General features: G+C 70.0%; 20 protein-coding genes. 14 read left to right on the top strand and 6 right to left on the bottom strand.

Annotation, left to right across the window (positions count from 1 at the left end; genetic code table 11):
- The first annotated feature begins 351 nt into the window (after positions 1-351).
- A complete protein-coding gene (locus ABT053_RS15905; RefSeq protein WP_502991777.1) occupies positions 352-2,217 on the top strand; it encodes a CASTOR/POLLUX-related putative ion channel in 1,866 nt (621 codons plus the stop codon).
- 24 nt (positions 2,218-2,241) lie between these two features.
- Here the strand turns inward: ABT053_RS15905 and ABT053_RS15900 are convergent, their stop codons facing one another.
- The 3 genes from ABT053_RS15900 to ABT053_RS15890 form a co-directional block, all read right to left on the bottom strand.
- The gene (locus ABT053_RS15900) at positions 2,242-2,415 is read right to left on the bottom strand and encodes a hypothetical protein (protein ID WP_350969749.1); all 174 of its coding nucleotides are present in this window, start codon (positions 2,413-2,415) and stop codon (positions 2,242-2,244) included.
- Between the two features lie 80 nt (positions 2,416-2,495).
- On the bottom strand, positions 2,496-3,587 hold the full coding sequence (locus tag ABT053_RS15895; protein WP_350969748.1) for an alanine racemase: 1,092 nt from the start codon (positions 3,585-3,587) through the stop codon (positions 2,496-2,498).
- Between the two features lie 43 nt (positions 3,588-3,630).
- The gene (locus tag ABT053_RS15890; RefSeq protein WP_350969747.1) at positions 3,631-4,386 is read right to left on the bottom strand and encodes a GntR family transcriptional regulator; all 756 of its coding nucleotides are present in this window, start codon (positions 4,384-4,386) and stop codon (positions 3,631-3,633) included.
- Positions 4,387-4,713: 327 nt separating this feature from the next.
- Here ABT053_RS15890 and ABT053_RS15885 point away from each other — a divergent pair, with 327 nt between their 5' ends.
- The 6 genes from ABT053_RS15885 (at position 4,714) to ABT053_RS15860 (ending at position 8,428) form a co-directional block, all read left to right on the top strand.
- Positions 4,714-5,091, top strand: a complete 378-nt coding sequence (locus tag ABT053_RS15885) for a hypothetical protein (protein WP_350969746.1) — start codon at positions 4,714-4,716, stop codon at positions 5,089-5,091.
- Complete coding sequence (locus tag ABT053_RS15880) at positions 5,088-5,408, top strand: hypothetical protein (protein ID WP_350969745.1); 321 nt, start codon at positions 5,088-5,090, stop codon at positions 5,406-5,408. Before ABT053_RS15885 ends, ABT053_RS15880 begins: the two co-directional genes overlap by 4 nt.
- 2 nt (positions 5,409-5,410) lie before the next feature.
- Positions 5,411-5,638: a hypothetical protein gene (locus ABT053_RS15875; RefSeq protein WP_350969744.1), complete on the top strand. Its 228-nt coding sequence runs from the start codon at positions 5,411-5,413 to the stop codon at positions 5,636-5,638.
- Positions 5,639-5,764: 126 nt separating this feature from the next.
- Positions 5,765-6,910 (top strand): radical SAM protein, encoded by a 1,146-nt coding sequence (locus ABT053_RS15870; RefSeq protein WP_350969743.1) that lies wholly within the window; start codon positions 5,765-5,767, stop codon positions 6,908-6,910.
- Positions 6,911-7,108: 198 nt separating this feature from the next.
- Positions 7,109-7,924, top strand: a complete 816-nt coding sequence (locus ABT053_RS15865) for a hypothetical protein (RefSeq protein WP_350969742.1) — start codon at positions 7,109-7,111, stop codon at positions 7,922-7,924.
- Between the two features lie 87 nt (positions 7,925-8,011).
- Positions 8,012-8,428: a VOC family protein gene (locus tag ABT053_RS15860; RefSeq protein WP_350969741.1), complete on the top strand. Its 417-nt coding sequence runs from the start codon at positions 8,012-8,014 to the stop codon at positions 8,426-8,428.
- A gap of 156 nt (positions 8,429-8,584) precedes the next feature.
- Here the strand turns inward: ABT053_RS15860 and ABT053_RS15855 are convergent, their stop codons facing one another.
- Positions 8,585-9,319 (bottom strand): SDR family oxidoreductase, encoded by a 735-nt coding sequence (locus ABT053_RS15855; RefSeq protein ID WP_350969740.1) that lies wholly within the window; start codon positions 9,317-9,319, stop codon positions 8,585-8,587.
- A 79-nt stretch (positions 9,320-9,398) separates the two neighbouring features.
- Here ABT053_RS15855 and ABT053_RS15850 point away from each other — a divergent pair, with 79 nt between their 5' ends.
- Positions 9,399-10,022 (top strand): TetR/AcrR family transcriptional regulator, encoded by a 624-nt coding sequence (locus tag ABT053_RS15850; RefSeq protein ID WP_350969739.1) that lies wholly within the window; start codon positions 9,399-9,401, stop codon positions 10,020-10,022.
- A 93-nt stretch (positions 10,023-10,115) separates the two neighbouring features.
- On the opposite strand, the gene ABT053_RS15845 is transcribed toward ABT053_RS15850, so the two are convergent.
- Entirely contained in the window at positions 10,116-11,777 is a 1,662-nt protein-coding gene (locus ABT053_RS15845) for an alpha-amylase family protein (protein WP_350969738.1), read from the bottom strand.
- 117 nt (positions 11,778-11,894) lie between these two features.
- Between ABT053_RS15845 and ABT053_RS15840 the strand changes: the two genes are divergently transcribed.
- From ABT053_RS15840 to ABT053_RS15820, 5 genes are all read left to right on the top strand, one after another.
- Positions 11,895-12,281 (top strand): hypothetical protein, encoded by a 387-nt coding sequence (locus ABT053_RS15840; protein ID WP_350969737.1) that lies wholly within the window; start codon positions 11,895-11,897, stop codon positions 12,279-12,281.
- 294 nt (positions 12,282-12,575) lie between these two features.
- On the top strand, positions 12,576-14,852 hold the full coding sequence (secD, locus tag ABT053_RS15835) for a protein translocase subunit SecD (RefSeq protein ID WP_350969736.1): 2,277 nt from the start codon (positions 12,576-12,578) through the stop codon (positions 14,850-14,852).
- Positions 14,853-15,215: 363 nt separating this feature from the next.
- Positions 15,216-15,572, top strand: a complete 357-nt coding sequence (locus ABT053_RS15830; protein WP_502991776.1) for a four-helix bundle copper-binding protein — start codon at positions 15,216-15,218, stop codon at positions 15,570-15,572.
- 338 nt (positions 15,573-15,910) lie between these two features.
- Complete coding sequence (locus tag ABT053_RS15825; protein WP_350969734.1) at positions 15,911-16,126, top strand: EF-hand domain-containing protein; 216 nt, start codon at positions 15,911-15,913, stop codon at positions 16,124-16,126.
- Between the two features lie 693 nt (positions 16,127-16,819).
- The gene (locus tag ABT053_RS15820) at positions 16,820-18,550 is read left to right on the top strand and encodes a tRNA ligase subunit PheS family protein (RefSeq protein WP_350969733.1); all 1,731 of its coding nucleotides are present in this window, start codon (positions 16,820-16,822) and stop codon (positions 18,548-18,550) included.
- Between the two features lie 30 nt (positions 18,551-18,580).
- Here the strand turns inward: ABT053_RS15820 and ABT053_RS15815 are convergent, their stop codons facing one another.
- Complete coding sequence (locus tag ABT053_RS15815; protein ID WP_350969731.1) at positions 18,581-19,912, bottom strand: hypothetical protein; 1,332 nt, start codon at positions 19,910-19,912, stop codon at positions 18,581-18,583.
- A 478-nt stretch (positions 19,913-20,390) separates the two neighbouring features.
- Between ABT053_RS15815 and ABT053_RS15810 the strand changes: the two genes are divergently transcribed.
- Positions 20,391-21,128 carry a sensor histidine kinase gene (locus tag ABT053_RS15810; protein ID WP_350969730.1) on the top strand — a complete coding sequence of 246 codons (738 nt, stop codon included), beginning with the start codon at positions 20,391-20,393 and terminating at the stop codon, positions 21,126-21,128.
- Positions 21,129-21,302: the final 174 nt, after the last annotated feature.

The raw sequence follows: 21,302 nt of genomic DNA, 5'->3' as shown, positions 1-21,302 counted from the left end.
GGAGCTTACTTCGCAAAACCTTTTATAAAGCCCAAACCTATTTCCGCATGAGACCTCCGGCCGTCTCCGGGGGCGAAGCGCGATCGGGGAACGGCTCTGGGAACCGCGCCCCGGCGTCGCCCGCACGGCTCGCGCGTCCCGCCCTCCCCGCGAAACCTTCCGCCCCGCGGAAACCGCCCTCCTCGCGAGGCCTTCCGCCCCGCGGAAGCCTCCCACCTCGTGAAGTGCCGGTTCCCAAGGCATCGGGCGACCCCCCGGCGGCCACCCGCCCCCTTCACCCGACCGTCCTCTCGGTGACCCCTGGTTTTTGTACAATTGTTGACTCTGCTTTACTAACCGGGGGGAAATTCCGTGCTGAGGGCGACGCTCCGAGAACGCGTGCGTTACTGGTTCGACAACACCATGTCGCGGGGCACGACAGCGCTGATCGGATGGCTCGCCCTCATCTCTCTCGGCCTCATCCTGCTGGTCACGGCGCTGGGCCTGTGGCTGACCCCCGACGAGGCCGCGAAGCACAACGGCGCCCCGGGCATGCTGTGGATGACGCTGATGCGCGCGCTGAGCCCGGGGAAGGTCGCGAGCGACACCGGCAGCGCGCCGTTCGTCGCCCTGATGTTCGTCGCGTCGCTGGGCGGGCTCTTCATCGTCAGCGCCCTGGTCGGCGTCCTCTCCAACGATCTCAAGAGCAGGTTCGAGGAGTTGCGCAAGGGCAGGTCCCGGATCATCGAGACCGGTCACATCGTGGTCCTGGGCTGGTCGGAGCAGGTCTTCACGATCGTCGGCGAGCTGGCCCAGGCGCACGCGAGCGACCGCAGGTCGGTCATCGCGATCCTCGCCGACAAGGACAAGATCGAGATGGAGGACGAGATCCGGCAGTTCGCGAGCGAGACCGGCAGGACCAGGCTGGTCTGCCGGACCGGGCGGCCCACCGAACCGACCGACCTCGACCTGATGAACCTGGCCGCGGCCCGCTCGGTCGTCGTCCTCTCCCCGCAGGGCGAGGATCCCGACGCGCACGTCATCAAGACGCTGCTCGCCCTGGCCAAGCGGCCCGGCGGCCACCCGCCGGTGGTGGCCGCCATCGCCGGGAGCTCCAACATGGCCGCCGCGCGTCTCGCGGGCGGCCCCGACGTCCACCTCGTCGACTCCGACGACACCGCCTCCCGGCTCATCGTGCAGTCGTCGCGGCAGTCGGGCATGTCCGTGGTCTGCATGGACCTGCTCAACTTCAGCGACGGGGAGATCTACCTGCGCTCCGACCCCGACTTCACCGGCATGACGTACGGCGAGGTGCTCCCGGCGTACCAGACCGCCACGGTGATCGGGCTGCGCAGGGCCGGGACGGCGATGCTGAACCCGCCCATGAGCACCGTGATCTCCGGCTCCGACGAGATCATCGTGATCGCCCACGACGACTCGATGATCCACCTGGCCGCCGGGATGCCCTCGGCCCGCGAGGAGTCGATCGTCCTGGTCGAGCACACCGGGCAGAGCGCCGAGCGCACCCTGATCCTCAACTGGAACGGCCGGGGCCGCCAGGTCGTCCGCTATCTCGACGGGTACGTCGCGCCGGGGTCGGTCCTGGACATCGCCTCCGACCACCCCGACGCGGCGATCGGCTTCGAGGGGCTGGGCAACCTCACGGTCAACGTCAAGGAGTGCGACACCTCCGACCGCTACGCGCTGGACTCCCTCGGCCTGGGCCTCTACCAGCACGTGATCGTGCTCTCCGACGACCGCTACAGCCCCGGGCACGCCGACACGCGCACCCTGACGACCCTGCTCCAGCTGCGCGACATGCAGTCCGCGCGCGGCGAGCGCTACTCCATCGTCAGCGAGATGCACGACGAGAACAACCGGAGCCTGGCCGAGGTCACCAGGGCCGACGACATCGTGATCAGCGACACGGTGATCGGGCTGCTGCTCGCCCAGCTCGCCGAGAACCGGCACCTGGCCGAGGTGTTCGGCCGGCTCTTCGACTCGGGGGGCTCGGAGATCTACCCGCGCCCGGCGGAGCGGTACGTCCGCCCCGGGGCGCCGGTCGACTTCGCCTCGGTGATCGAGTCGGCCCGGCGCCGGGGCGAGACCGCGATCGGCTACCGCCTGGCGGAGCGGGTGAACGAGGCCCCGCACTTCGGCGTCGTCCTCAACCCGGACAAGTCGCGGCCGCTGCGCCTCGGCCCCGGCGACTCGGTGATCGTCCTGGCCGAGCGCTGACCCGCCGGGGCGGGGCCGTACGGGTCAGGCAGTGATCATGAAAGCGAGCCCGAGCAGCACTACGACGGGGATGACCCAGACCACGGCCTCGATCGCGAACTCCTTGTACACGGTGAGCTTCTCCCTCTGAACACTCTGGACACCCCGGGCACCCTGGGTACGAAAGACACGCAGGACGCCCTGGACACTGCCTGACACGGAAACGACGATGCGCAGCATATGCGTACCGGCGGGTGTCCCCGTACCCGGGTCGGGGCCGGCCGGGGTCTCCTCCGGCCCTACCGGGTCAGATAGTGGAAGCTCGGTTTCGGGTGCATCAGGAAGTCGTGGTGGGAGATGTTCCAGGCGTAGGCGCCCGCCATCGTGAACTCCACCAGGTCGCCGGGCTTGAGCGCGATGGGGACCCGGCGGGCCAGGGTGTCCTTGGGCGTGCAGAGCTGGCCGACGATCGTGATCGGCTCACCCGCCTCCGTCATGATCAGGGGCTGGTCGTGGCCCTTGGTGGCGGGGGTGCGGATGTGGTGGGTCCCGCCCGCCACGACCGCGAACAGCTCGCCGTGGACGCGCTTGACGTCGATGACGCGCGTCACGTATCTCCCGCAGTAGACGGTCAGCGAGCGTCCCGGCTCGATCCGGAGCGTCTCACCGGGGCGCCGGAGCGCGGCCAGGCCCTTGCCGTAGGCCGTCCAGTCGAACCGGTCATCGGGGTCGGCGTAGGAGACGGCCATGCCGCCGCCGAGGTTGATCTCGGCCGCCCCCAGCGTGCGCGCGTAGTCCAGGACGGCCGCCGCCAGCTCCAGCATCCGGGGCGCGTCGAGCCCGCTGGCCAGGTGGGCGTGGATCCCGTGCAGCCGTACGGCACTCTGGGTCTCCAGCAGGGCGACGCATTCGGCGATCCCGGCGGGGTCCATCCCGAACGGCGTGGCGCCGCCGCCCATCGCCAGCGAGGCCCCCTCGATCGGGACGTCCAGGTTGACCCGGAGCAGCACGTCAGCCGGGCGGCCGGACGCGAGCAGGCGGCGCAGCTCGCCGGGGCTCTCGACGTGCAGGCGGGTCACGTCGCCGAACAGCTCGGCGTCCGTCTTGCCCGGCCCGCCCAGCGCGATCGGCGCGTGCGGGAAGTGCTCGCGCACGTGCGCGAGCTCGCCGCCCGAGGCGACCTCGAAGCCGTCGACGTGCGGGGCGAGCGTCCGCATCAGCTCCGGGTCGGGGTTGGCCTTCACCGCGTAGTACAGCTCGACGTCCCCCAGCGCGGCGCGGACGTCCCTGACGTGGGCGCCGAGTTCGACCAGGTCATAGACGTACGCGGGCAGCGGCCCGGCCAGGAACGACTCCGAGGTCTGCGGCTGCGCCGCGACGGTGGCTGTCACTACGTGCTCTCCGATCTTGGGGTACGGGACATGGTGCGGAACGTCAGGCGAGCGGGAACCGGGTCTCGATGATCAGATAGTGCGCGGGGGTGACGGTGGTCGTGACTTCGACCACCCGTCCGTCGGCGGTCTGACCGGTGTGGTTGATGTCCAAAACGCTGCGTTCCGGGCTGATCTCCAACGCGTTGACCTCCGCGTCCGTCGGCGGCCGGACGGCGAATCGCTCCGTCGCCACCGTCTGCGGGTAGCCGATCTCGGCCAACGCCGATTTGACCCCGCCGACGATCACCGATTCCCCGTCCTCCAGAACGGTGTCGGCCGCGATGTCGAGCGGGAACCAGGACGCGTTCAGACGTACCGGTATGCCGGATGCGAGCAGACGGCGCCGCCGGACCAGGCAGTTCGCCTGTCCCCGTGACACTCCCAGGGCATCCGCGACGCTGTCGGGCGGTGCTGCCCGTTCGGTGGTGATCTCGTGCTCGGGCCGGAGTCCGATGGCACGGATCTCCGCGTCGAACGCGCCACGGGCACCATCGGCTTCGCGAAGCTCACGCGCGTAGCGAGCCGGTGAGTGTGTCAGCGGCGGAAGCCAGGTGACCATCGTTCCGCGCCCCTGACGAGCGCGAACCACTCCCTCGGCGGCCAGCACCTGCATCGCCCTGTTGACCAGGCTTCGAGACGCGCCGTACCGCTCGGCGAGTTCGGGCTCCGGTGGGAGGAACGTCGCGGGCGGGAAGTGGCCTTCGATGATCGCTTGCCGGAGTTGGTTGGCGATCTCGCGGAAGCCATGCCTGCTCACCTGTTGCACTGTGCCCCCATGTTCTGTCGACCGTTCACCGAAACGCCAATCGTTTGGAGTTCATTGACTTTAGCGGTCGGCGAGCCCACTATAGCAAACGATAAACGTTTGTCGTTTCGGAGAGTGTGCGGCAGCACGATGGGACGCAGCAGGCCCAGATGGAGCACCCGCCACCTGAAGCAGGGCATCACAAAGCGTTACGGACCGGCAAAAGTACGGAACGACGGCAACGATCAACCTGTGCTCGGCTCGTCAAGAACCCGAAGGAAAACGGATCTGCCCCAGTAGACCGAGTGGGGCCAGGAACGCGCGCTGGAGGTGCAATCCGTGGATCGCTCTAGAGCTTCCCTGCCTGCCGTTGACGCGGTCACGGCGGAAAATCAGGACAAAGCGCTGGCCGTCGTACAACGGCTTCTGCAGGAGCGAGGAGTTCGCACCCGCCGCCACAACATGATCAGTCTCGGGCTGTTCGCCGACCGTGCCGCCCAGTGGCCCGATCAGCCCCCTGTCACGTGGTCGATGGAACGACATCCGCCCGAGCTGGCCGTGATCGGCTCCGAAGGCTGCCGGGACGCCACCGTGAGGATGGGGGCGTGTGCCGGCTGCTATGTGGTGGCTGTGCGCGGCGGCGATACGGAGACGGTCCGGTGTGACGAACCGGAAAGGGTTCTGGATCTCATCCTCGCGATGGGAGGTACGCCATGACCGCGCCCGCGACGTACGGGTCGGCGGCGGTGGACGCGGCGGAGAGGCTCCGGGAGGCCCTGGCGGGTTACGAGATCGTCGCCGACGTTCACGACGGCTACGGGCTGGCGCTGGTGTCGGTCGGGGTGGGCCTGGTGGTGTGGTCCAACGGGGAGCGGTTCTGGTGGCACACCGGCTGGAACGCCGAACGTCGGCGCGCTGTCTACGCCTGGCAGGAGGCGGCCGAACCCGGCCGGGCCGCGCGACGGATCGCGTTCCACCACGCCGGCCTGTGCGAGACGACTCCCCCCGCGCCGGACACCGCGAGCCCGCTGTGACCTTGGCGGAACTGACGAAGCTCTACGGGCACACCTGGACGATCTCGGAGGCGGCCGGAGGCGGCTGGTACGCCGTGCGGCGCGCGGACATGTCGGTGTACGGGCTTGAGCACGGCCTGTCCAACATCCGGTGCGGGGCGACCCTGGCCGAACTGGCCCGTCGCCTGGACACGGAGACACGGCTGGAGAACCGACCTTGGCGACGCGTGCCGCTGACATCGGCACCATAACTCCGCAGAAAGGCACGGTCGCCTCGGAATGGGTGAGCCTTCACCCTGGCCTGTGGACGCCCGGATGGCTTCCTGCCCATTTTCCTGCCGGGTGCCGTCTTTCGGCAGAGCCGGTAACCGCGACGAGTGAACAACCTGGAGGGCGACATGACCATCGTGCACAAGCTCATCGTGAGTCCGTTCCTCGGTGAGTACCTGGTGCTCCGTCCCGGCAGTCCGGGGGGACTGAAGGTCTCCGAAGGCAGGTATCGAGAGCTCACCAACACCGCGTCGTCGCCCACCTGGTTCACCGACGCCGTCCGCAGATCATGGGATGACGACGTCTCCGGCAGCCCGTTCGCCGAAACAGTCCTCATCAGGCCCGAGTCCCCGTACGGCTACGTTCGCGCGACGTACGAGCTCAACCTGGGGTGCAACTACGACTGCGAGCACTGCTACCTCGGACTGAAGAAGTTCGAGGGGCTGTCATGGCCGGAGCGGGAAAGGCTGCTCTACATCCTGCGGGACGCGGGGGTGCTGTGGCTTCAGCTCACCGGTGGCGAACCGATGATCGACAAGCTGTTCCCCGAGGTGTACGGCCTGGCCTACGAACTCGGCATGATGCTGACCATCCTGTCCAACGGCTCTCGCCTGGCAAACCCGAAGATCCTGGAGCTGCTCACCACCCATCGGCCGCACGACATCACGTTGAGCATGTACGGAGCGACCGAGGCCAGCTATGACGGACTGACCCGCCGCCGAGGGGCCTACCGGCTGTTCACCAGGGGAGTGGCTGCGGCGCGTGAGGCCGGTCTCCCTCTGAAACTCAGCCTGATCGTGACCAACACGAACCAGCACGAGCTTGAACAGATGCAGGCGATGGCTGACGAATGGGGAATCCCGCACGCGGCCTTCATGAACATGTCGCCGACCATCTACGGCGGCCCGGAAACTCTCCCTTCGCAGTCGGTGGAGCACCTGCGTGAGCGCAAACCGTTCACCGGCTGCCAGGCGGGACACACCTTCTTCCACGTAGACCCGCACGGGATGGCCAGCATTTGCAAGATCGGCCGCGATCCGCAGATCCCGTTGATGGACGAGGGGGTGGAAGGGCTGGCCAGGTTGGGCGCCATTGCCGATTCGCTGCTGCTGCGGCAGGGCGGATGCACCGGCTGCACACTGAGCGGCTCGTGCGGGACCTGCATGCCGCTCGTCACCCTCTACCGCAAGGCGAAGTCGCCCCTGCGGAACTACTGCCAGCACCGAGAAAGAGAGGAGGTGAGAGATCGATGATCGCCATCTTCGTCGAAGTTGGGACCAGACCCGCCGGCAGACCGGAGGTTGAGTTCGTCGCGGACTTGGACACACTCGTTGACTCCAACAAGTGTTCCTGCTCTGCCGGTGACGATCAGCCCTACTAGAAGACGCCGGGGTGAAGGGCCGCCCTACGATATCCGTGGGGTGGCCCCTCAGCGTGAGAGACGGAGAGCCATGGCGGTTGTGCGCGTCCACTGGGATGATCTTCCGGATGAGACCAGGGCCGCCGTCGAGAAGCACACGGGGTCGGTGTGGTCGTCACAGACGGTGTCGGAAGGACTGAACTCCGCCGTCGCGGCACTGCTGGACACCGCCTCGGGCAAGGTGTTCGTCAAAGGGCTGCGCCGGGATTACCCTCGCCGGTGGACCCAGGACATGGAAGCGATGATCAATCCGTGCGTCCGCAGGTTGTCTCCTCCCCTGCTGTGGCGGGTCAAAGGCGAGTGGGACGTCCTGGGGTTCGAGGCGGTCGACGGCCATCATGCTGACTTTTGTCCCGGATCACCGGACCTTGCTCCTCTTGTGAACACCCTGATAACGCTTGGAAGGCTTCCGTGTCCGGATCTGCCGGTGAAGGTCGCCGAGCATCGCTGGCGGACGTACGTGGCAGCTCCAGAAGAACTGGAATGGTTCAAGGGTGATCGGCTCCTGCATACCGACTACAACCCGGTCAACGTCCTGATGACCGGCAGCGAGGCATTGCTCGTCGACTGGGCGTGGCCCACCCGAGGAGCCGGTTGGATCGACCCGGCGTGCCTCATCCTGTGGCTGATCGCGGGGGGCCATTCCGCACAGGAGGCGGAAAAGGTCGTCGGAAGGACGCCCGCGTGGTCAAGCGCGCCTGAGCAGGGCGTAGAGGCCTTCGCTGGGGCGAGCGTACGGATGTGGGATGAGATCGCGGAAAACGATCCGGCTCCATGGACCAAGCGGATGTCGGCCGCCGCGTACGAGTGGCTGGAACACCGGATCCGAATGGACAGATCCGGCTGAGGGCAGGCGCGGGGACGGGTCGGGAATGCCGGGCGCGGCCGGACGTGCTGTCGTGGTCGGACATCCGCGATCACCATGGGAGCCGTCATGACCGTTCGAGAGCTGCGCCTGGTCGTCACCGCCGCCGACTACGACGAGGCGCTGCGTTTCTACCGCGACGTGCTCGGCCTGCCCGAGCGGGCCGCGTACTCCTCGCCCGACGGCCGGGTGACGATCCTGGAGGCGGGCCGGGCCACCCTGGAGATCGCGGACCCGGCGCAGGCGGAGTTCATCGACCGGGTCGAGGTGGGGCGGAGGGTGGCCGGGCGGATCCGGGTGGCGTTCGAGGTGGACGACTCGGCCGCCGTCACCGCCGAGCTGGCCGGGGCCGGGGCCACGGTGCTCGCCGAACCCGTCCGGACCCCGTGGAACTCGCTCAACTCCCGTCTTGAGGGTCCGGCCGGGCTCCAGCTCACGCTCTTCACCGAGCTGGGGGAGGCCGCCGAGCCGCGGGACACCCCCTAGCCCCGGTCGAGACCGGGCCCTCCGCCCCTGGGGCCCTGTGGCCTCTGTGACCTCTGTGGCGTGTCCCCGGCGGCCCTTGGCCCTGCCGGACTCGGCCTCCGGCCCTGCCGGACTCGGACTCTGGTCCTGTCGGACTCGGACTTGGACTCGGCCTCGTCAGAGGCCGGAGCCGCCGGTGGCGTCGAGGGTGGTTCCGGTGACCCAGCGGGCGTCCTCGGAGACCACGAAGGCGACGATGTCGGCGACGTCCTCCGGGGCGCCGATCCTGGCGAGGGCCGCCAGCCCGGACGCGTACGCCAGGGCCTGCGGGTCGCCGCGCAGCCAGCCCGCGTTCATGTCGGTGTCGGTGATGCCGGGCGAGACCGAGTTCACGGTGATCCCGCGCGGGCCGAGCTCCTTGGCCAGCGTCCGGTTCAGCACCTCGATCGCCCCCTTGGTCGCGACGTAGGCGGGACTCTCGGGGAAGGCGATCCTGGTCACGCCGGAGCTGATGGTGACGACGCGCCCGCCGTCGCGCAGGAGCGGCAGCGCCCGCTGGAGGATGAAGAACGGCGCCCTGACGTTGACGGCGAACATCCTGTCGTACGCCTCGGGCGTGGTCTCCGCGATGCCGCCGGGGACGATGATCCCCGCGTTGTTGACGAGGATGTCGAGCGCGTCCACCTCCTTCTCCAGGGCGGCGAAGAGCGTCTCCACGTCCCCGTCCACCCCGAGCTCGGCCCGGACGGGGAACGCCTCGCCCCCGGCCTCGGTGATCGCCGTCACGACCTCCCCGGCCGCCGTCTCGTCCCGGGCGTAGTGGACGGCCACCCGGACCTCCTCACGTCCCAGCCGCAGGGCGATCGCCCTGCCGATCCCCCTGCTCGCACCCGTCACCAACGCGGTTCTCACATCGCCTCCCGTATTTATAGCGACCGCTACAGAAAAGGACCGTAGCAGGGTTTTTTAGCGAGCGCTATACAATGCTCCGGTGAGCAGGAAGCGAGCCTTCGACCGTGACGCCGTGCTGGAGATAGCGATGCTGGAGTTCTGGCGGCACGGCTACGAGGCCACCTCCATCGCCTCCCTCACCACCGCGATGGGCATCCGGCCGCCCAGCCTGTACGCCGCCTTCGGCGACAAGCGGCATCTGTTCGAGGAGGTCGTCCAGCGCTACCGGAGATACGACTTCACCGCGCGGGCGCTGGCCGAGGAGCCGACCGCGCGGGCGGCGATCGCCAGGGTGCTGCGCGAGGCCGCGGCCAACTACACCGCGCCCGGGCACCCGCCGGGCTGCCTGGTCTTCAGCGCGGCGGTCAACGTCGGCCCGGAGTCGGCCGACGTGCGGGAGGCGCTGCGCGGGATCAGGGAGGCGGCCAAGGCCGCGATCGCGGCGGTCATCGCCTCGGACGTGGCGGCGGGCCTGCTCCCCGAGGACACCGACCCCGACATCCTCGCCCTGTTCTACGCGGCCACGGTCCAGGGCATGTCCACCCAGGCCCGCGACGGCGCGACCCGGCGGGACCTGGAGCGGGTCGCCGAGCTCGCGATGCTCGCCTGGCCCGGGAAGCGGGAGGACGCAGCGGAGGGACCTCCCGGCCCCGGCCCAGGGTGATCTGGTCAGTGACCTGGCCGGACCACCCGCTCCCGGCCGAGGGTCCCCCTCAAGAGCTCACCCGCCTCTGTCCGGGGGGTCCCCCTCCAGGGCTCACCCGCTCTTGGCCGAGGTGTCCTCCGGTGCCGCGTCGGGGACGGAGGCGCGGAGCCAGCGGGTGCCGTACGGCTCCAGCGTGAACTTCACCCGGCCGTCGGCGGGCAGGGCGATGGTGCCGTCCACCAGCAGGTCGACCAGCGTCTCGCAGCCATCGAGCTTCTCGAGGACGAGGTCCACCTTCGCCTCGCGGTCGGCGAAGTTGTGGACGGCGACCACGGTGCCGCCCTCGGCGTCGGCCCGGTGGGCCAGCACGGCCACGTCACCGGCGTCCAGGATCTCGTACGCGCCCCAGGCCAGCTCGGGCGACTCCCGGTAGCGCTCGACCAGGAGCATGATCCACCGAAGCAGCGAGTCGGGGTCGCGGCGCTGGTCCTCGACGTTGACGTTGCGCGGGCCGAACTTGCCGGTGGGCGAGGGGACGTTGGTCTTCGGGTCGGGCGAGAAGCCGCCCTTGGCCGACCACTGCATCGGGACCCGGACCGCCATCCGGCCCTCGGCCTTCAGGTTCTCGCCGAGGCCGATCTCCTCGCCGTAGAAGAGCACCGGCGTGCCCGGCAGGGAGAACAGCACGCTGTAGGCCAGCTTGAGCCGCCGCAGGTCGCCGCCGAGCATCGGGGGGAGGCGGCGGCGCAGGCCCCGGTCGTACACCTGCATGTTCTTGTCGGGGCCGAAGGCGTCGAAGACCTCGTGCTTCTGCGCCTCGGTGAGCTTGTCCAGGGTCAGCTCGTCGTGGTTGCGGACGAACATCGCCCACTGGGAGTCGTCGGGCGGCTCGGGCCGGTCGCGCAGGGCCTCGGCGAGGGCCTCCGGGTTCTGGCGGGCCATCGACAGGTGGAAGCGCTGCATGGCGATGAAGTCGAAGCACATGGTGACCTCGTCGCCGTTCCCTGCGTCACCGAAGAACTTCATCAGGTCCGGGTAGGGCAGGTTGACCTCGCCCAGCAGGATCGAGGTGCCATCGCGGCGGTTCATGAAGGCGCGGAGGTCGGCGAGGAACTCGTGCGGGTCGCCGCCGATGCCCTCGATCAGGAACGGCACCGCGTCCACCCGGAAGCCGGACAGGCCGAGCTCCATCCAGAAGCCGAGGATGCGCGCGATCTCGTCGCGGACCTGCGGGTTCGCCGTGTTCAGGTCGGGCTGGAACTTGTAGAAGCTGTGGTAGTAGTACTGGCCCGTCTTCTTGTCCAGCTCCCAGAGGCTGTCCTCCTTGTCGGGGAAGACGATCGCCTTCGGGTCGACGGGGCCGGGCTCGTCCTGCCAGACGTACCAGTCGCGCTTGGGAGAGTCGCGGCTGGAGCGGGCCTCCTTGAACCAGGGGTGCTCGTCGGAGGTGTGGTTGACTACCAGGTCGGCGATCACCCGCATGCCCCGGTCCCTGGCGGTGCGCATGAACTCCACGAAGTCGCCGAGCGTGCCCAGCCGGGGGTCGACCGAGTAGAAGTCGCTGATGTCGTAGCCGTCGTCGCGGCTGGGGCTGGGAAAGAACGGCATCAGCCAGATGCAGGTCACCCCTAGCCGGTCCAGGTGGTCGATCTGCTGGGTGAGGCCCCGGAAGTCGCCGATGCCGTCACCGTTCCCGTCCTTGTAGGTCTCGACGTCCAGGCAGTAGACGACGGCGTTCTTCCACCACAGATCGGCCGTATAGGTGAGTCGCATGCGTCCGCACTACCCTCCCTTGACGTGTTTATGAGACAACGCTGACATTGGGCCGTCGCCCGCGAGATCACGAGGCCTCCGGCACGTTACGGTGGACGGGACGGCCAGGAGGAGACCATGCGACAGCTGAGGCGCGGCGCGCCCTTCGGCTGGCTGCTCGCCCTGCTGCTGCCGCTGCTCGTCTCCGGCGGGCTGGGCGGGAGCGGCGCCGCCGTCCTGCTGCGGCACACCGCCGTCGCCCAGGCCTCCGGGGAGCACCAGCGGCTGTCCCGCCCGGTCTCCGACGGCGGGCACAGGAACGCCCACGTCACCGGCCTCTCCGCGGCCGGGATCGGCCTGGGGGGCGGGGGCGGCCATCCGCTCGCGACCCCACCGGCGGACCTCCGGCACCTCTCTCTCGCCACCGGCCAGGACTCGCGCCCGGCCCGAGACGACGACACCCGCTCGCTCGCGGCCCTGCTCGTCAGGCCGGGACGCGCGCCGCCCGCCTCCACAACCGGCTGAACCGGCCCGGAGCCGCTCCGGGTCTTTCGCCGTACCGGAAAACGCCTTTCCCGTCCTGAAGGCCGCCGTGCTCCCGTCCTGGAAGCCGCCGTGCTTCGTCTTGAAGGCCGCCGTGCTTTCGTCCTGGAAGCCGCCGTGCTTCGTCTTGAAGGCCGCCGTGCTTTCGTCCTGAAGGCCGCCGTGCCCGAAGTCCGGCGTACGCGGAACACGCCGTACGCGGAACACGCAGGCGTCCCGGAAAGAGCGGTCCCTCCGGCATCCCCGAGGACAATCCCCCAGCCTGTGGAGGCTCCCATGTCGCGTGCCCCGGTGGTACGCGCGGTGGCGGCGCTCGCCGTCATCGCCACCTCGTTGTTCATCGCCCTGACCATGTCGCCGCGCCTCGGTCTCGACCTGCGCGGCGGCACCCAGCTCGTACTGGAGACCAGGGACTCACCGACCGTCAAGGCCGACGCCGCGGCCACCGACCGCACCCTTGAGGTGCTCCGCCGCCGGGCCGACGGCCTGGGCGTGGCGGACGCGCCGCTGGCCCGCTCCGGCGAGCGGCGCATCATCGTGGAACTGCCCGGCGTGCAGGACCCGACCAAGGCCGCCGAGGTCATCGGCAAGACCGCGCAGCTCACCTTCCACCCCGTCCTCGGCGTCCCCGACCCGGCGGCCGGGACCAAGCCGGGGAAGGGGGAGCAGTTCCTTCCCGACGAGAGCGGCGGCCCGCTGCACATCGGACCGGCCGCCCTCACCGGCGAGGGCGTCAGCGGCGCCGAGGCGGGGATCGACGCCCAGCAGGGCAGCGGCTGGTTCGTCACCGTCGACTTCCGCGACAGCGGGCAGGCGGAGTGGGCCGAGCTGACCGGCCAGGCCGCCTGCAACCAGCCGGGCGACCCCAAGCGCAGGATCGCCATCGTGCTCGACTCCAAGGTGATCGTCTCGCCCCAGGTGAACGAGGGCGTGGCCTGCGACGTGGGCCTGCCCGGCGGTTCCACCCAGATCACCGGCAGCTTCACCTCGGAGGAGGCCGCCGACCTGGCCCTGCTGATCAAGGGCGGCTCGCTGCCCGTCCCCGTCGAGATCGTCGAGCAGCGGACCGTCGGCCCGACGCTCGGCGCCGCCGCGATCACGGCCAGCGCCCAGGCCGCGGTGATCGGCATCGCGCTCACCGCGCTGTTCATCGTCGTGACCTACCGGCTGGTGGGCCTCATCGCCGCCCTCGCCCTCGGCTGCTACGCGCTGATCTCGTACGCGGCGCTGGTGGCCCTCGGCGCCACGCTCACCCTGCCGGGACTGGCGGGCTTCGTCCTGGCGATCGGCATGGCGGTCGACGCCAACGTGCTGGTCTTCGAACGGGCCAGGGAGGAGTACGCGGCCGAACCGGGGTTCAGGGGCGCGCTGGAGAAGGGCTTCCGCAACGCGTGGAGCGCGGTGGCCGACTCCAACATCACCACGCTGCTCGCCGCCGGGCTGCTGTTCTTCCTGGCGTCCGGGCCGGTACGCGGTTTCGGCGTCACGCTCAGTATCGGCGTGATCGCCTCGCTGATCACCGCGATGGTCATCACGCGCGTCCTGGCCCAGTGGGCGGTGAGCCTCCAGGCCGTGTCCTCGCGGCCCAGGCTGACCGGCCTGTCCGACATCGGGCGCGTCCGCACCTGGCTGAACGCGCGCAAGCCGGACCTGATGGGCCGCCGCGCGGTGTACTTCCTGGTCACGTGCGTGCTGGTGGCCGCGTCCGTGGCGGGAGTCGCGGTGCGGGGGCTCGACTTCGGCGTGGAGTTCACCGGGGGCAGGCTCGTGGAGTACTCCGCGAGCACCCCGATGACCGCCGACGCCGCCCGCGAGCTCGTCAGCGAGGCCGGGTTCCCCAACGCGGTGGTGCAGTCCTCCGGCGAGGACATCTCCGTACGGGCCGGTCAGATCGGCCCCGCCGACGTGGTGCGGATCGAGAGCGCGCTGGAGAGCGGGGGCGCCCAGGTCACCAAGGAGCGCGACGAGCTCGTCGGGCCGAGCCTCGGGGACGAGCTGCGCCGCAACGCGCTGATCGCGCTGGGTGTCGCGCTCGCCGCGCAGCTCGCCTACCTCGCGTTCCGGTTCCGCTGGACGTTCGGGCTGGCGGCGGTGCTGGCCCTGGTGGCGGACGCGGCGATCGTGGTCGGCGCGTTCGCGTGGCTGGGCAAGCCGGTGGACGGGGTGTTCCTGGCCGCGATGCTCACCGTGATCGGCTACTCGGTCAACGACAAGGTCGTGGTCTTCGACCGGGTCCGCGAGCTGTGGGGCGCGCGGCCGAAGGCTCCGTTCGCCGAGGTGACGAACACCGCGATCCTGCAGACCGTTCCCCGTACGGTCAACACCGGCCTGGGCGCGCTGTTCATCCTGGCCGCGCTGGCGGTGCTCGGCGGTGACTCGCTGACCGACTTCGCGGTGGCGCTGCTGATCGGGATCGTCGTCGGCACGCTCTCGTCCGCGCTGGTCGCGGGACCGCTCGCGATCGAGCTGGAGCGGCGCAGGCCCACCGCACCGCCCCGGCCCAAGCGGCGGGGACCGGCCCCGGCCCGCGAGGGCTCGGGCGCCGTGGTCTGACCACCACGGGGACCTGGCGGACCTGGCGGGCCTGGCGGACCTGATGGCGTGGACTTGACGGCGGGAACCTGACGGCGCGGAGCCGGGGACGGGGAGCTAGGGGCTGGGAGCTGAGAGCGATGGTCTGGTGGTGGCGGTCTGACCACGATGGTCCGGCCGGGAATGAACGGGCCAGGAATGGTCGGGCCGCCTCCGCGTTTCCTACTAACCCTACAAATGATGGGTGAATTTATGCACAAAACTATTGCCATCTGCGACTAAAGGCAGAACTCCCCGGCTGGCAAGGGTGCTCGACAGGGGCACAACACTGTTGCGAGATCTTCGGCCGTTGAAGCAGAACGGTCACGAAAACGGGGAGAAAGCATGAGCCACGCGGTCAAGATGAGCCCTCAGATGCAGAAGTGCATCGATGCGTGCATGGAGAGCCACAGCCGTTGCGAGCAGACCATGACCTACTGCCTCATGCAGGGGGGCCAGCATGCCGACATGGCGATGATGGGTCCGCTCATGGACTGCGCCGACATGACCCGCATGTGCGCGGACATGATGATGCGCCAGTCGCCGATGGCGATGGAGATGGCCGCGATGTGCGCGAAGGTGGCGAACAAGTGCGCCGAGGCGTGCATGTCCATGGGCAACGACTCCATGATGAAGGAGTGCGCCAACGCGTGCCGGATGTGCGCCGAGGCCTGCCAGGCCATGGCCGGCGCGCGCGCCTGATCGTCCTGCCCTAGCCGGGCCGTCCACCTCGATAGAAGTACGACGTGGACGGGACGCGGGGCGACGTGACAGCCGTGACAGCGCAGAGGGCGAGAGGGGCGCCGCCGATCCGATCGGCGGCGCCCCCGTCATGGCCGCACTCATGGCTCTGCCGTGCTCGTGGCTCTGCCGTGCTCGTGGCTCTGCCGTGCTCATGGTTGTGCCGCACCCATGGTTGTGTCGTACTCACGGCTGTGTTGTAACGATGGGAAACCTCCGCTTTCAGCCGGAAGATACGCCTCGAATCCCGCTAGTGTGCTTGGCGTCTGATTTCCCTGCTGCCGAAGGCGGATGCAATCGTGGCGGACGACTACGCGACGACTTTCAAGATCGTTGATGTTGACGGTGACGGCCTCATCTCGATTCCCGAGCTGACCAGGCTCATGGAGGTGCTCGGCCAGCCGATCACCCCGGAGGCGGCCGCGGCGGCCGTCGCCAGGATCGACCAGGACGGCGACGGCCTCATCTCCCTGGAGGAGTTCGCCGGATACCTCGCCCAGACCCGGGCGGGCTGACCTTCCCGTACCAGATCCGGGCACCCCAAGCCCGGACCGGCCGACAGGCCGGACCCGATCGGGGCACCCCGCCCGCACCTGAGCCGGGTGCCCCGATCGGGTCCGGCCCCGTCGTTCCCGTCCCGGCCCCGTCGTTCCCGTCCCGGATCCCACCCCGGGCCCGTTGACCCTCTCGGCCCTCTCGCCCCTCGCGGGCCCGTTGGCCCACGCCGGAAATCCCCGCGGTCAATCCCCGCAGGCGATCCCTGCCGGTCAATCCCCGGCTCGACATCCCCCCGGACATTCCTCGCCGGAGAATCCCACAGGGAAAGCGGACGCACATCGCCGACCTCTCTCCTACGCGACCGAGCCCTCTCCTCGCTCCGCCCCGCCACCGATCTGGTGGCATGTTGACTCACCATTGACCGGGCAATAACTTTGGGTAGTCATGTCAGCGCTCAGCGTAGCGAAGGCTCGGGATGACGCGTGGGCGCCGGTGTTTCCGAACGGGTGTCGCACGCCGGTCCCCTTCCAGAAGGTGACCTCGCGTCTCACGCGTGAGGCCGTCCGGTCGCCACGATCCGCGCTTTCGCTCGCTTCCCGCACGTCCCGGCCGGAAGGCGATCCGGCGGCTTTCGCCTGGCCGTCTCGGGCGCCGCCCGCACGGGGATGACGCGGGAAGCGCCCCACAGAGGAAGAAGGCAGCAGCAGTCGATGAGGAGCGCATCCAGCGGCCGCGCCGGGAGCGCGCCGTACGACTCGCGGGGTGCCCGGCATCCGGTGACGATCATGGCCGAGCAGATCACCGACGTCTTCCTCGATCTCGGTTACCGCGTCGCCGAGGGGCCCGAGGTCGAGGCCGAGTGGTTCGCCTTCGACGCCCTCAACATGGACGACCGCCACCCCGCCCGCGCTCCCGAACGCACCTTCCACGTCGAGCACCCCTCGGTTCCCGGCCGGAGGTCGGGTCTCGTGCTGCGCGCGCACACCTCACCGGTGCAGGTACGGGCGATGCTCGACACGCCCCCTCCCCTCCGTGTGGTCTGTACGGGCCGCGCCTTCCGTCCCGACACGGCCGACACCACCCACAGCCCGGTGTTCCACCAGGTCGAGGGCCTCGCCGTCGACCTGGGCCTCACCATGGTCGACCTGAAGAAGACCCTCGACCACTTCGCCGCCTCCATGTTCGGCAGGGGCACGGTGACCCGGCTCCGCACCCACCGTTTCTCATACACCGACCCGTCGGCGGAGGTGGACGTGGAGTGCACGGTCTGCCGTGGCACCGTCGCGGAGGATCCCGCCACGGCCCCTCGGAAGAGTGCAGCCGGAGACGCTCCCGTCATTGCCTCCCGGGAGAGCGCCGCCGGAGACGCTCCGGCGGGCCCGTGCGGGACGTGCGGCGGCGCGGGATGGATCGAGTGGGGCGGCTGCGGCATGGTCCACCCCCGGGTGCTGGCCGCCTGCGGCGTCGATCCGCACAGGTACGGCGCCTTCGCCTTCGGCATGGGCGTCGAGCGGACGCTGATGCTCCGTTACGGGCTGAAGGACATGCGCGACGTCGTCGACGGCGACGTCCGCTTCCCCCTCGGAATGGACGAGTCGGCCCCCGGCGGCCCGCGCCCCCGGCCCCTTCCCCGGGTCACGGCCACGATCACGGCGCCGGCCGCGACCCGGGCCGTGCCGGCCGCGCGGGCCGTACCCGACATGGAGACCATCCCGCTGGCGCGCGGTCACGCTGCCAGGGCCGTACGGAGACGGGAGACCGGGGGCGGGCTCACCCGGTCACAGGACCTGCGGCGGCGGATCGGGCACGCGCTGGCGGGGGCGGGATACGTCGAGACGCCGTGCTTCCCCTTCGTCTGCGACGCCGCGTGGGACGCCTTCGGCCTGGCACCCGACGACCCGCGCCGCGCCACGCTGACGCTCACGAACCCGATCAGCCCGCGCGAGCCGTCGCTGCGCACCACGCTTCTCCCCGGGCTGCTGGGCGCGCTGGGCCTCAACCTCACCCGGGGAAACCCGGCTCCGGCGCTCTTCGAACAGGGAGCGGTCTTCGTGCCGCCCGCGAGCGGCCACCTCCCGCCCGTCCCCCGGGCGGACCGCCGCCCCACCGACGACCAGCTCGACGCGCTGAACACCGCCCTCCCCGCCCAGCCCCGCCACCTCGCCGCCGCCCTGACCGGCGAGTCGTCGTGGGCCCGCGCGGTCGACGCCGCGCGTACGGCGGCGCACGTCATGGGGGCCGGGCTGGTCACCCGGCCCACCGAGCACGCGCCCTGGCTGCCTGGACGCTGCCTGGAGCTGCTCGTCGGCGAGGCCGTGCTGGGACACGCGGGCGAGCTGCGCGCCGGTACGGTCCAGGCGCTGGGCCTGCCTCCGAGGACGAGCGCGATGGAGATCGACCTCACCGCGATGGAGCACCTCACCGACCCCGGGAGCCGGTGACGACTCCCGAGGCGGCCGGTCGGCGGAGGATCAGGCGGTCGTGAGATAGATCTGGCCGAAGACCTCGGAGAGCTTCTTGAGGTCGGTGGTCGCGTCCGTCTCGGGGCTGGCCGGGTTGTAGACGCCGGCCAGGCGGCGCTGGATCGGGAGAAGCTTCTTCAGCTGGTCCCAGGCGGTGAGCCGGGTCACCGCGCCCTGGGCGTTCTGGACGCTGGTCCACACGTTCACCTGCTGGGCGCCCCCGTCCTTGACGGGCGCCGACAGCCGGGAGGCGATCCTGGCGGCGGTCACCTGGCCGACGAGCCCGGTCTCCTCGGCGGCGACCTGGGCCAGGACGTCCCACGAACGGGCGCGGACCTGGATCCACTGGTTGAGGTGGGCCTGCTCGGCGTTGATCTTCCAGGCGTCGTAGCCGCCGTACAGCAGGCCGCTGTCCAGGGAGAGCTGGTCGACGCGGCCCGCGATCAGGGGAGACTCGATCTTCTCGGGGGCGAGCAGCGGGTACCGCTTGCGCATCTCGGCCTTGCAGGCGTCGTTCGCGCCGCAGGCGAGCTCGGGAACCACCGTGTGGATGCCCAGCCGCTTGCCGGGCGCGGCCTGGCGGAGCGCGTCGGAGGCCGCGGCGACGAACGCGGTGATCTCCTCGTCGGTCTTGAACGTGGTGTTGTAGCCCAGCTGGGAGGTGAACCGGATGCCCGCCACCTCCGGGCGCGAGGCGAGCGCGCCGATGCGCTTGACGGCCGCGGCGAAGGTCTCGGCTCCGGCCTTCCAGTCGTCGGCCAGCTCGGTGTCGATCCAGACCCTCAGCTGTACGGCCTTCGCGGCGGTGATCGCCTGACCGGCCGGAGTCTGCGCCGCCGCCGCGATCGCGGGGTCCTGGACGCCCGTGGGGGTGGGGGTCGGCGTCGGGGTGGAGGTGCCGCCGGTCTGCTCGTCCCCGGCGACCGTGCCGTCGCCGCCCTCGCCGTGCCCGTCGACCGAGCACGGCTGACCGGCCTCGCACTCGGGCGCGCCGCCGTCTCCGGCACCCTCGGGGAAGGGCGAGTTCTCGTCGCCCTCGGAACCGCCGCCGGGCGGCTCCGGGCAGGCCGACCCGGCGGCCGAGCAGTCGAGGAACTTGCCCTCGCTCGGGGTGGCCTCCTTGAGATGGGCGCCGTCGTTGGCTCCCCAGAACAGCGCGACCCCGAGGGCCTCCTCCGGCTTGGCCAGCCAGGTGCACACGATGTAGGCCGGGGCGTCGGCTCCCAGCAGGTCGTTACAGCTGCGGGGATCGTCCTGCGAGTACGCGGCCCCGGGTGTCATGACACCGACGAGCGCGAGCGCGGCGCCCACGGCGAGAGCCCGGCGCAGATTAAGTCGCATGTCCTGAACTCCCCGGAAATCTGGGCAAAACGATCGATCCGCACTTTACCCAGATCACAAGGGGCTCGACAGCCCCAGTCAGGGAATCATCAGCATTCTGATATCTATCGCTGTCTCATGCCGAACCCGTACCGGCCATCACACTTCACACCGACGCCGCGCCGGAGTGAGCCGGGCCGTACCCAGGGTGAGGACGGCGGGGCATGGTGGCTAGCGGGGATGCCGGAGGTCCCGCTGGCATGGAGGTCCGAACGGAGGCTGCCATCGCAGACGGCGGGCGGCGGAGACGACATCATGATGCGGTGGACAACTGCCCAGAGGCGGGAGGGCTCCCCCCGGCCATCGATCTGCCCGCGAGAAACACCGTCGCCGTCGACGGAGGCACACCGATCGACACACACCGGAACGGACCCTCATGTCGCCTCGTGCCAAGGATCTGAGTATCGGGTTCCACGGCCTTCCGAGGGCGGACGAGATCATGCATCTCGCCCTGGCCACCGGCAACCTGCTGAACCGGCTGGAGAGCGCCAGAAGCCGGGTCGACCAGTCGCTGACCCAGCAGCGGCGGTTCGTGGCCGACGCCTCCCACGAGCTGTTCACCCCGATCGCCGGGCTCAGGACGCTCCTGGAGGAGGCGCGGCTCCACCCCGGCGAGACGGATCTGGACGAACTCCTGGCGGACGCGCTGGAGGGCGTCGGCCGTCTCCAGACGATCGTCACCGACCTGCTGGTGCTGGCGAAGGTGGGGGCGAACCCGCCTGACGCGTTCGTCAACGTGGACCTGGGGGAAATGGTCCGCGCCGCGATCGCGAGGCGCGAGAACGGTGTCCCCGTACGGCTCCGGCTCGCCCCCGGAGTGCGGGCGAACGTCGTCGACGCGGAGATCACCCGCCTCCTCGCCAATCTCCTGGACAACGCCCAGCGCCACGCCAGGCACACGGTGCTGGTCGAGGTGTGCCGGAACGGCCGGTACGGCGAGCTGGCCGTCGCCGACGACGGCAACGGCATCGCCGCCGCCGACCGGGAGAGGGTCTTCGAGCGGTTCACCCGGCTGGACACCGCCCGCTGCCGCAACCGGGGCGGCACCGGGCTCGGCCTCACGATCGCCCGTGACATCGCCGAGGCCCACCGGGGGACCATCGACGTGGAGGACTCCAGTACCGGTGGCGCGCGCTTCGTCCTCCGCCTCCCCCTCGCCGGCGCCGTCACGGAGTAGAACGGGACGAGGCCCTCGCGAGCCGGCGACGAAGCCCTCACGAGCCGGCGCGGTCACGGCCAACGTCGTCACGGGCCGACACCGTCACGCGCAGGCAGCATCAAGATCGACGCCATCACGGACCGGCACCGTCACAGGTCGGCATCACCACGGTCGGCGCCATCACGAACCGCT

Source organism: Streptosporangium sp. NPDC002524 (genome assembly GCF_040295985.1).
GTDB lineage: Bacteria > Actinomycetota > Actinomycetes > Streptosporangiales > Streptosporangiaceae > Streptosporangium.
The sequence above is the reverse complement of the archived record's forward strand: the minus strand, read 5'-3'. Positions and strand labels throughout refer to the sequence as shown.

Coding starts and splice junctions, on each gene's coding strand:
- ABT053_RS15880 (WP_350969745.1), top strand. CDS start 5,088: ATGACCGCGCCCGCGACGTACGGGTCGGCGGCGGTGGACGCGGCGGAG.
- ABT053_RS15865 (WP_350969742.1), top strand. CDS start 7,109: ATGGCGGTTGTGCGCGTCCACTGGGATGATCTTCCGGATGAGACCAGG.
- ABT053_RS15860 (WP_350969741.1), top strand. CDS start 8,012: ATGACCGTTCGAGAGCTGCGCCTGGTCGTCACCGCCGCCGACTACGAC.
- ABT053_RS15845 (WP_350969738.1), bottom strand. CDS start 11,777: ATGCGACTCACCTATACGGCCGATCTGTGGTGGAAGAACGCCGTCGTC.
- ABT053_RS15840 (WP_350969737.1), top strand. CDS start 11,895: ATGCGACAGCTGAGGCGCGGCGCGCCCTTCGGCTGGCTGCTCGCCCTG.
- secD (WP_350969736.1), top strand. CDS start 12,576: ATGTCGCGTGCCCCGGTGGTACGCGCGGTGGCGGCGCTCGCCGTCATC.
- ABT053_RS15830 (WP_502991776.1), top strand. CDS start 15,216: ATGAGCCACGCGGTCAAGATGAGCCCTCAGATGCAGAAGTGCATCGAT.
- ABT053_RS15820 (WP_350969733.1), top strand. CDS start 16,820: ATGAGGAGCGCATCCAGCGGCCGCGCCGGGAGCGCGCCGTACGACTCG.
- ABT053_RS15815 (WP_350969731.1), bottom strand. CDS start 19,912: ATGCGACTTAATCTGCGCCGGGCTCTCGCCGTGGGCGCCGCGCTCGCG.
- ABT053_RS15810 (WP_350969730.1), top strand. CDS start 20,391: ATGCATCTCGCCCTGGCCACCGGCAACCTGCTGAACCGGCTGGAGAGC.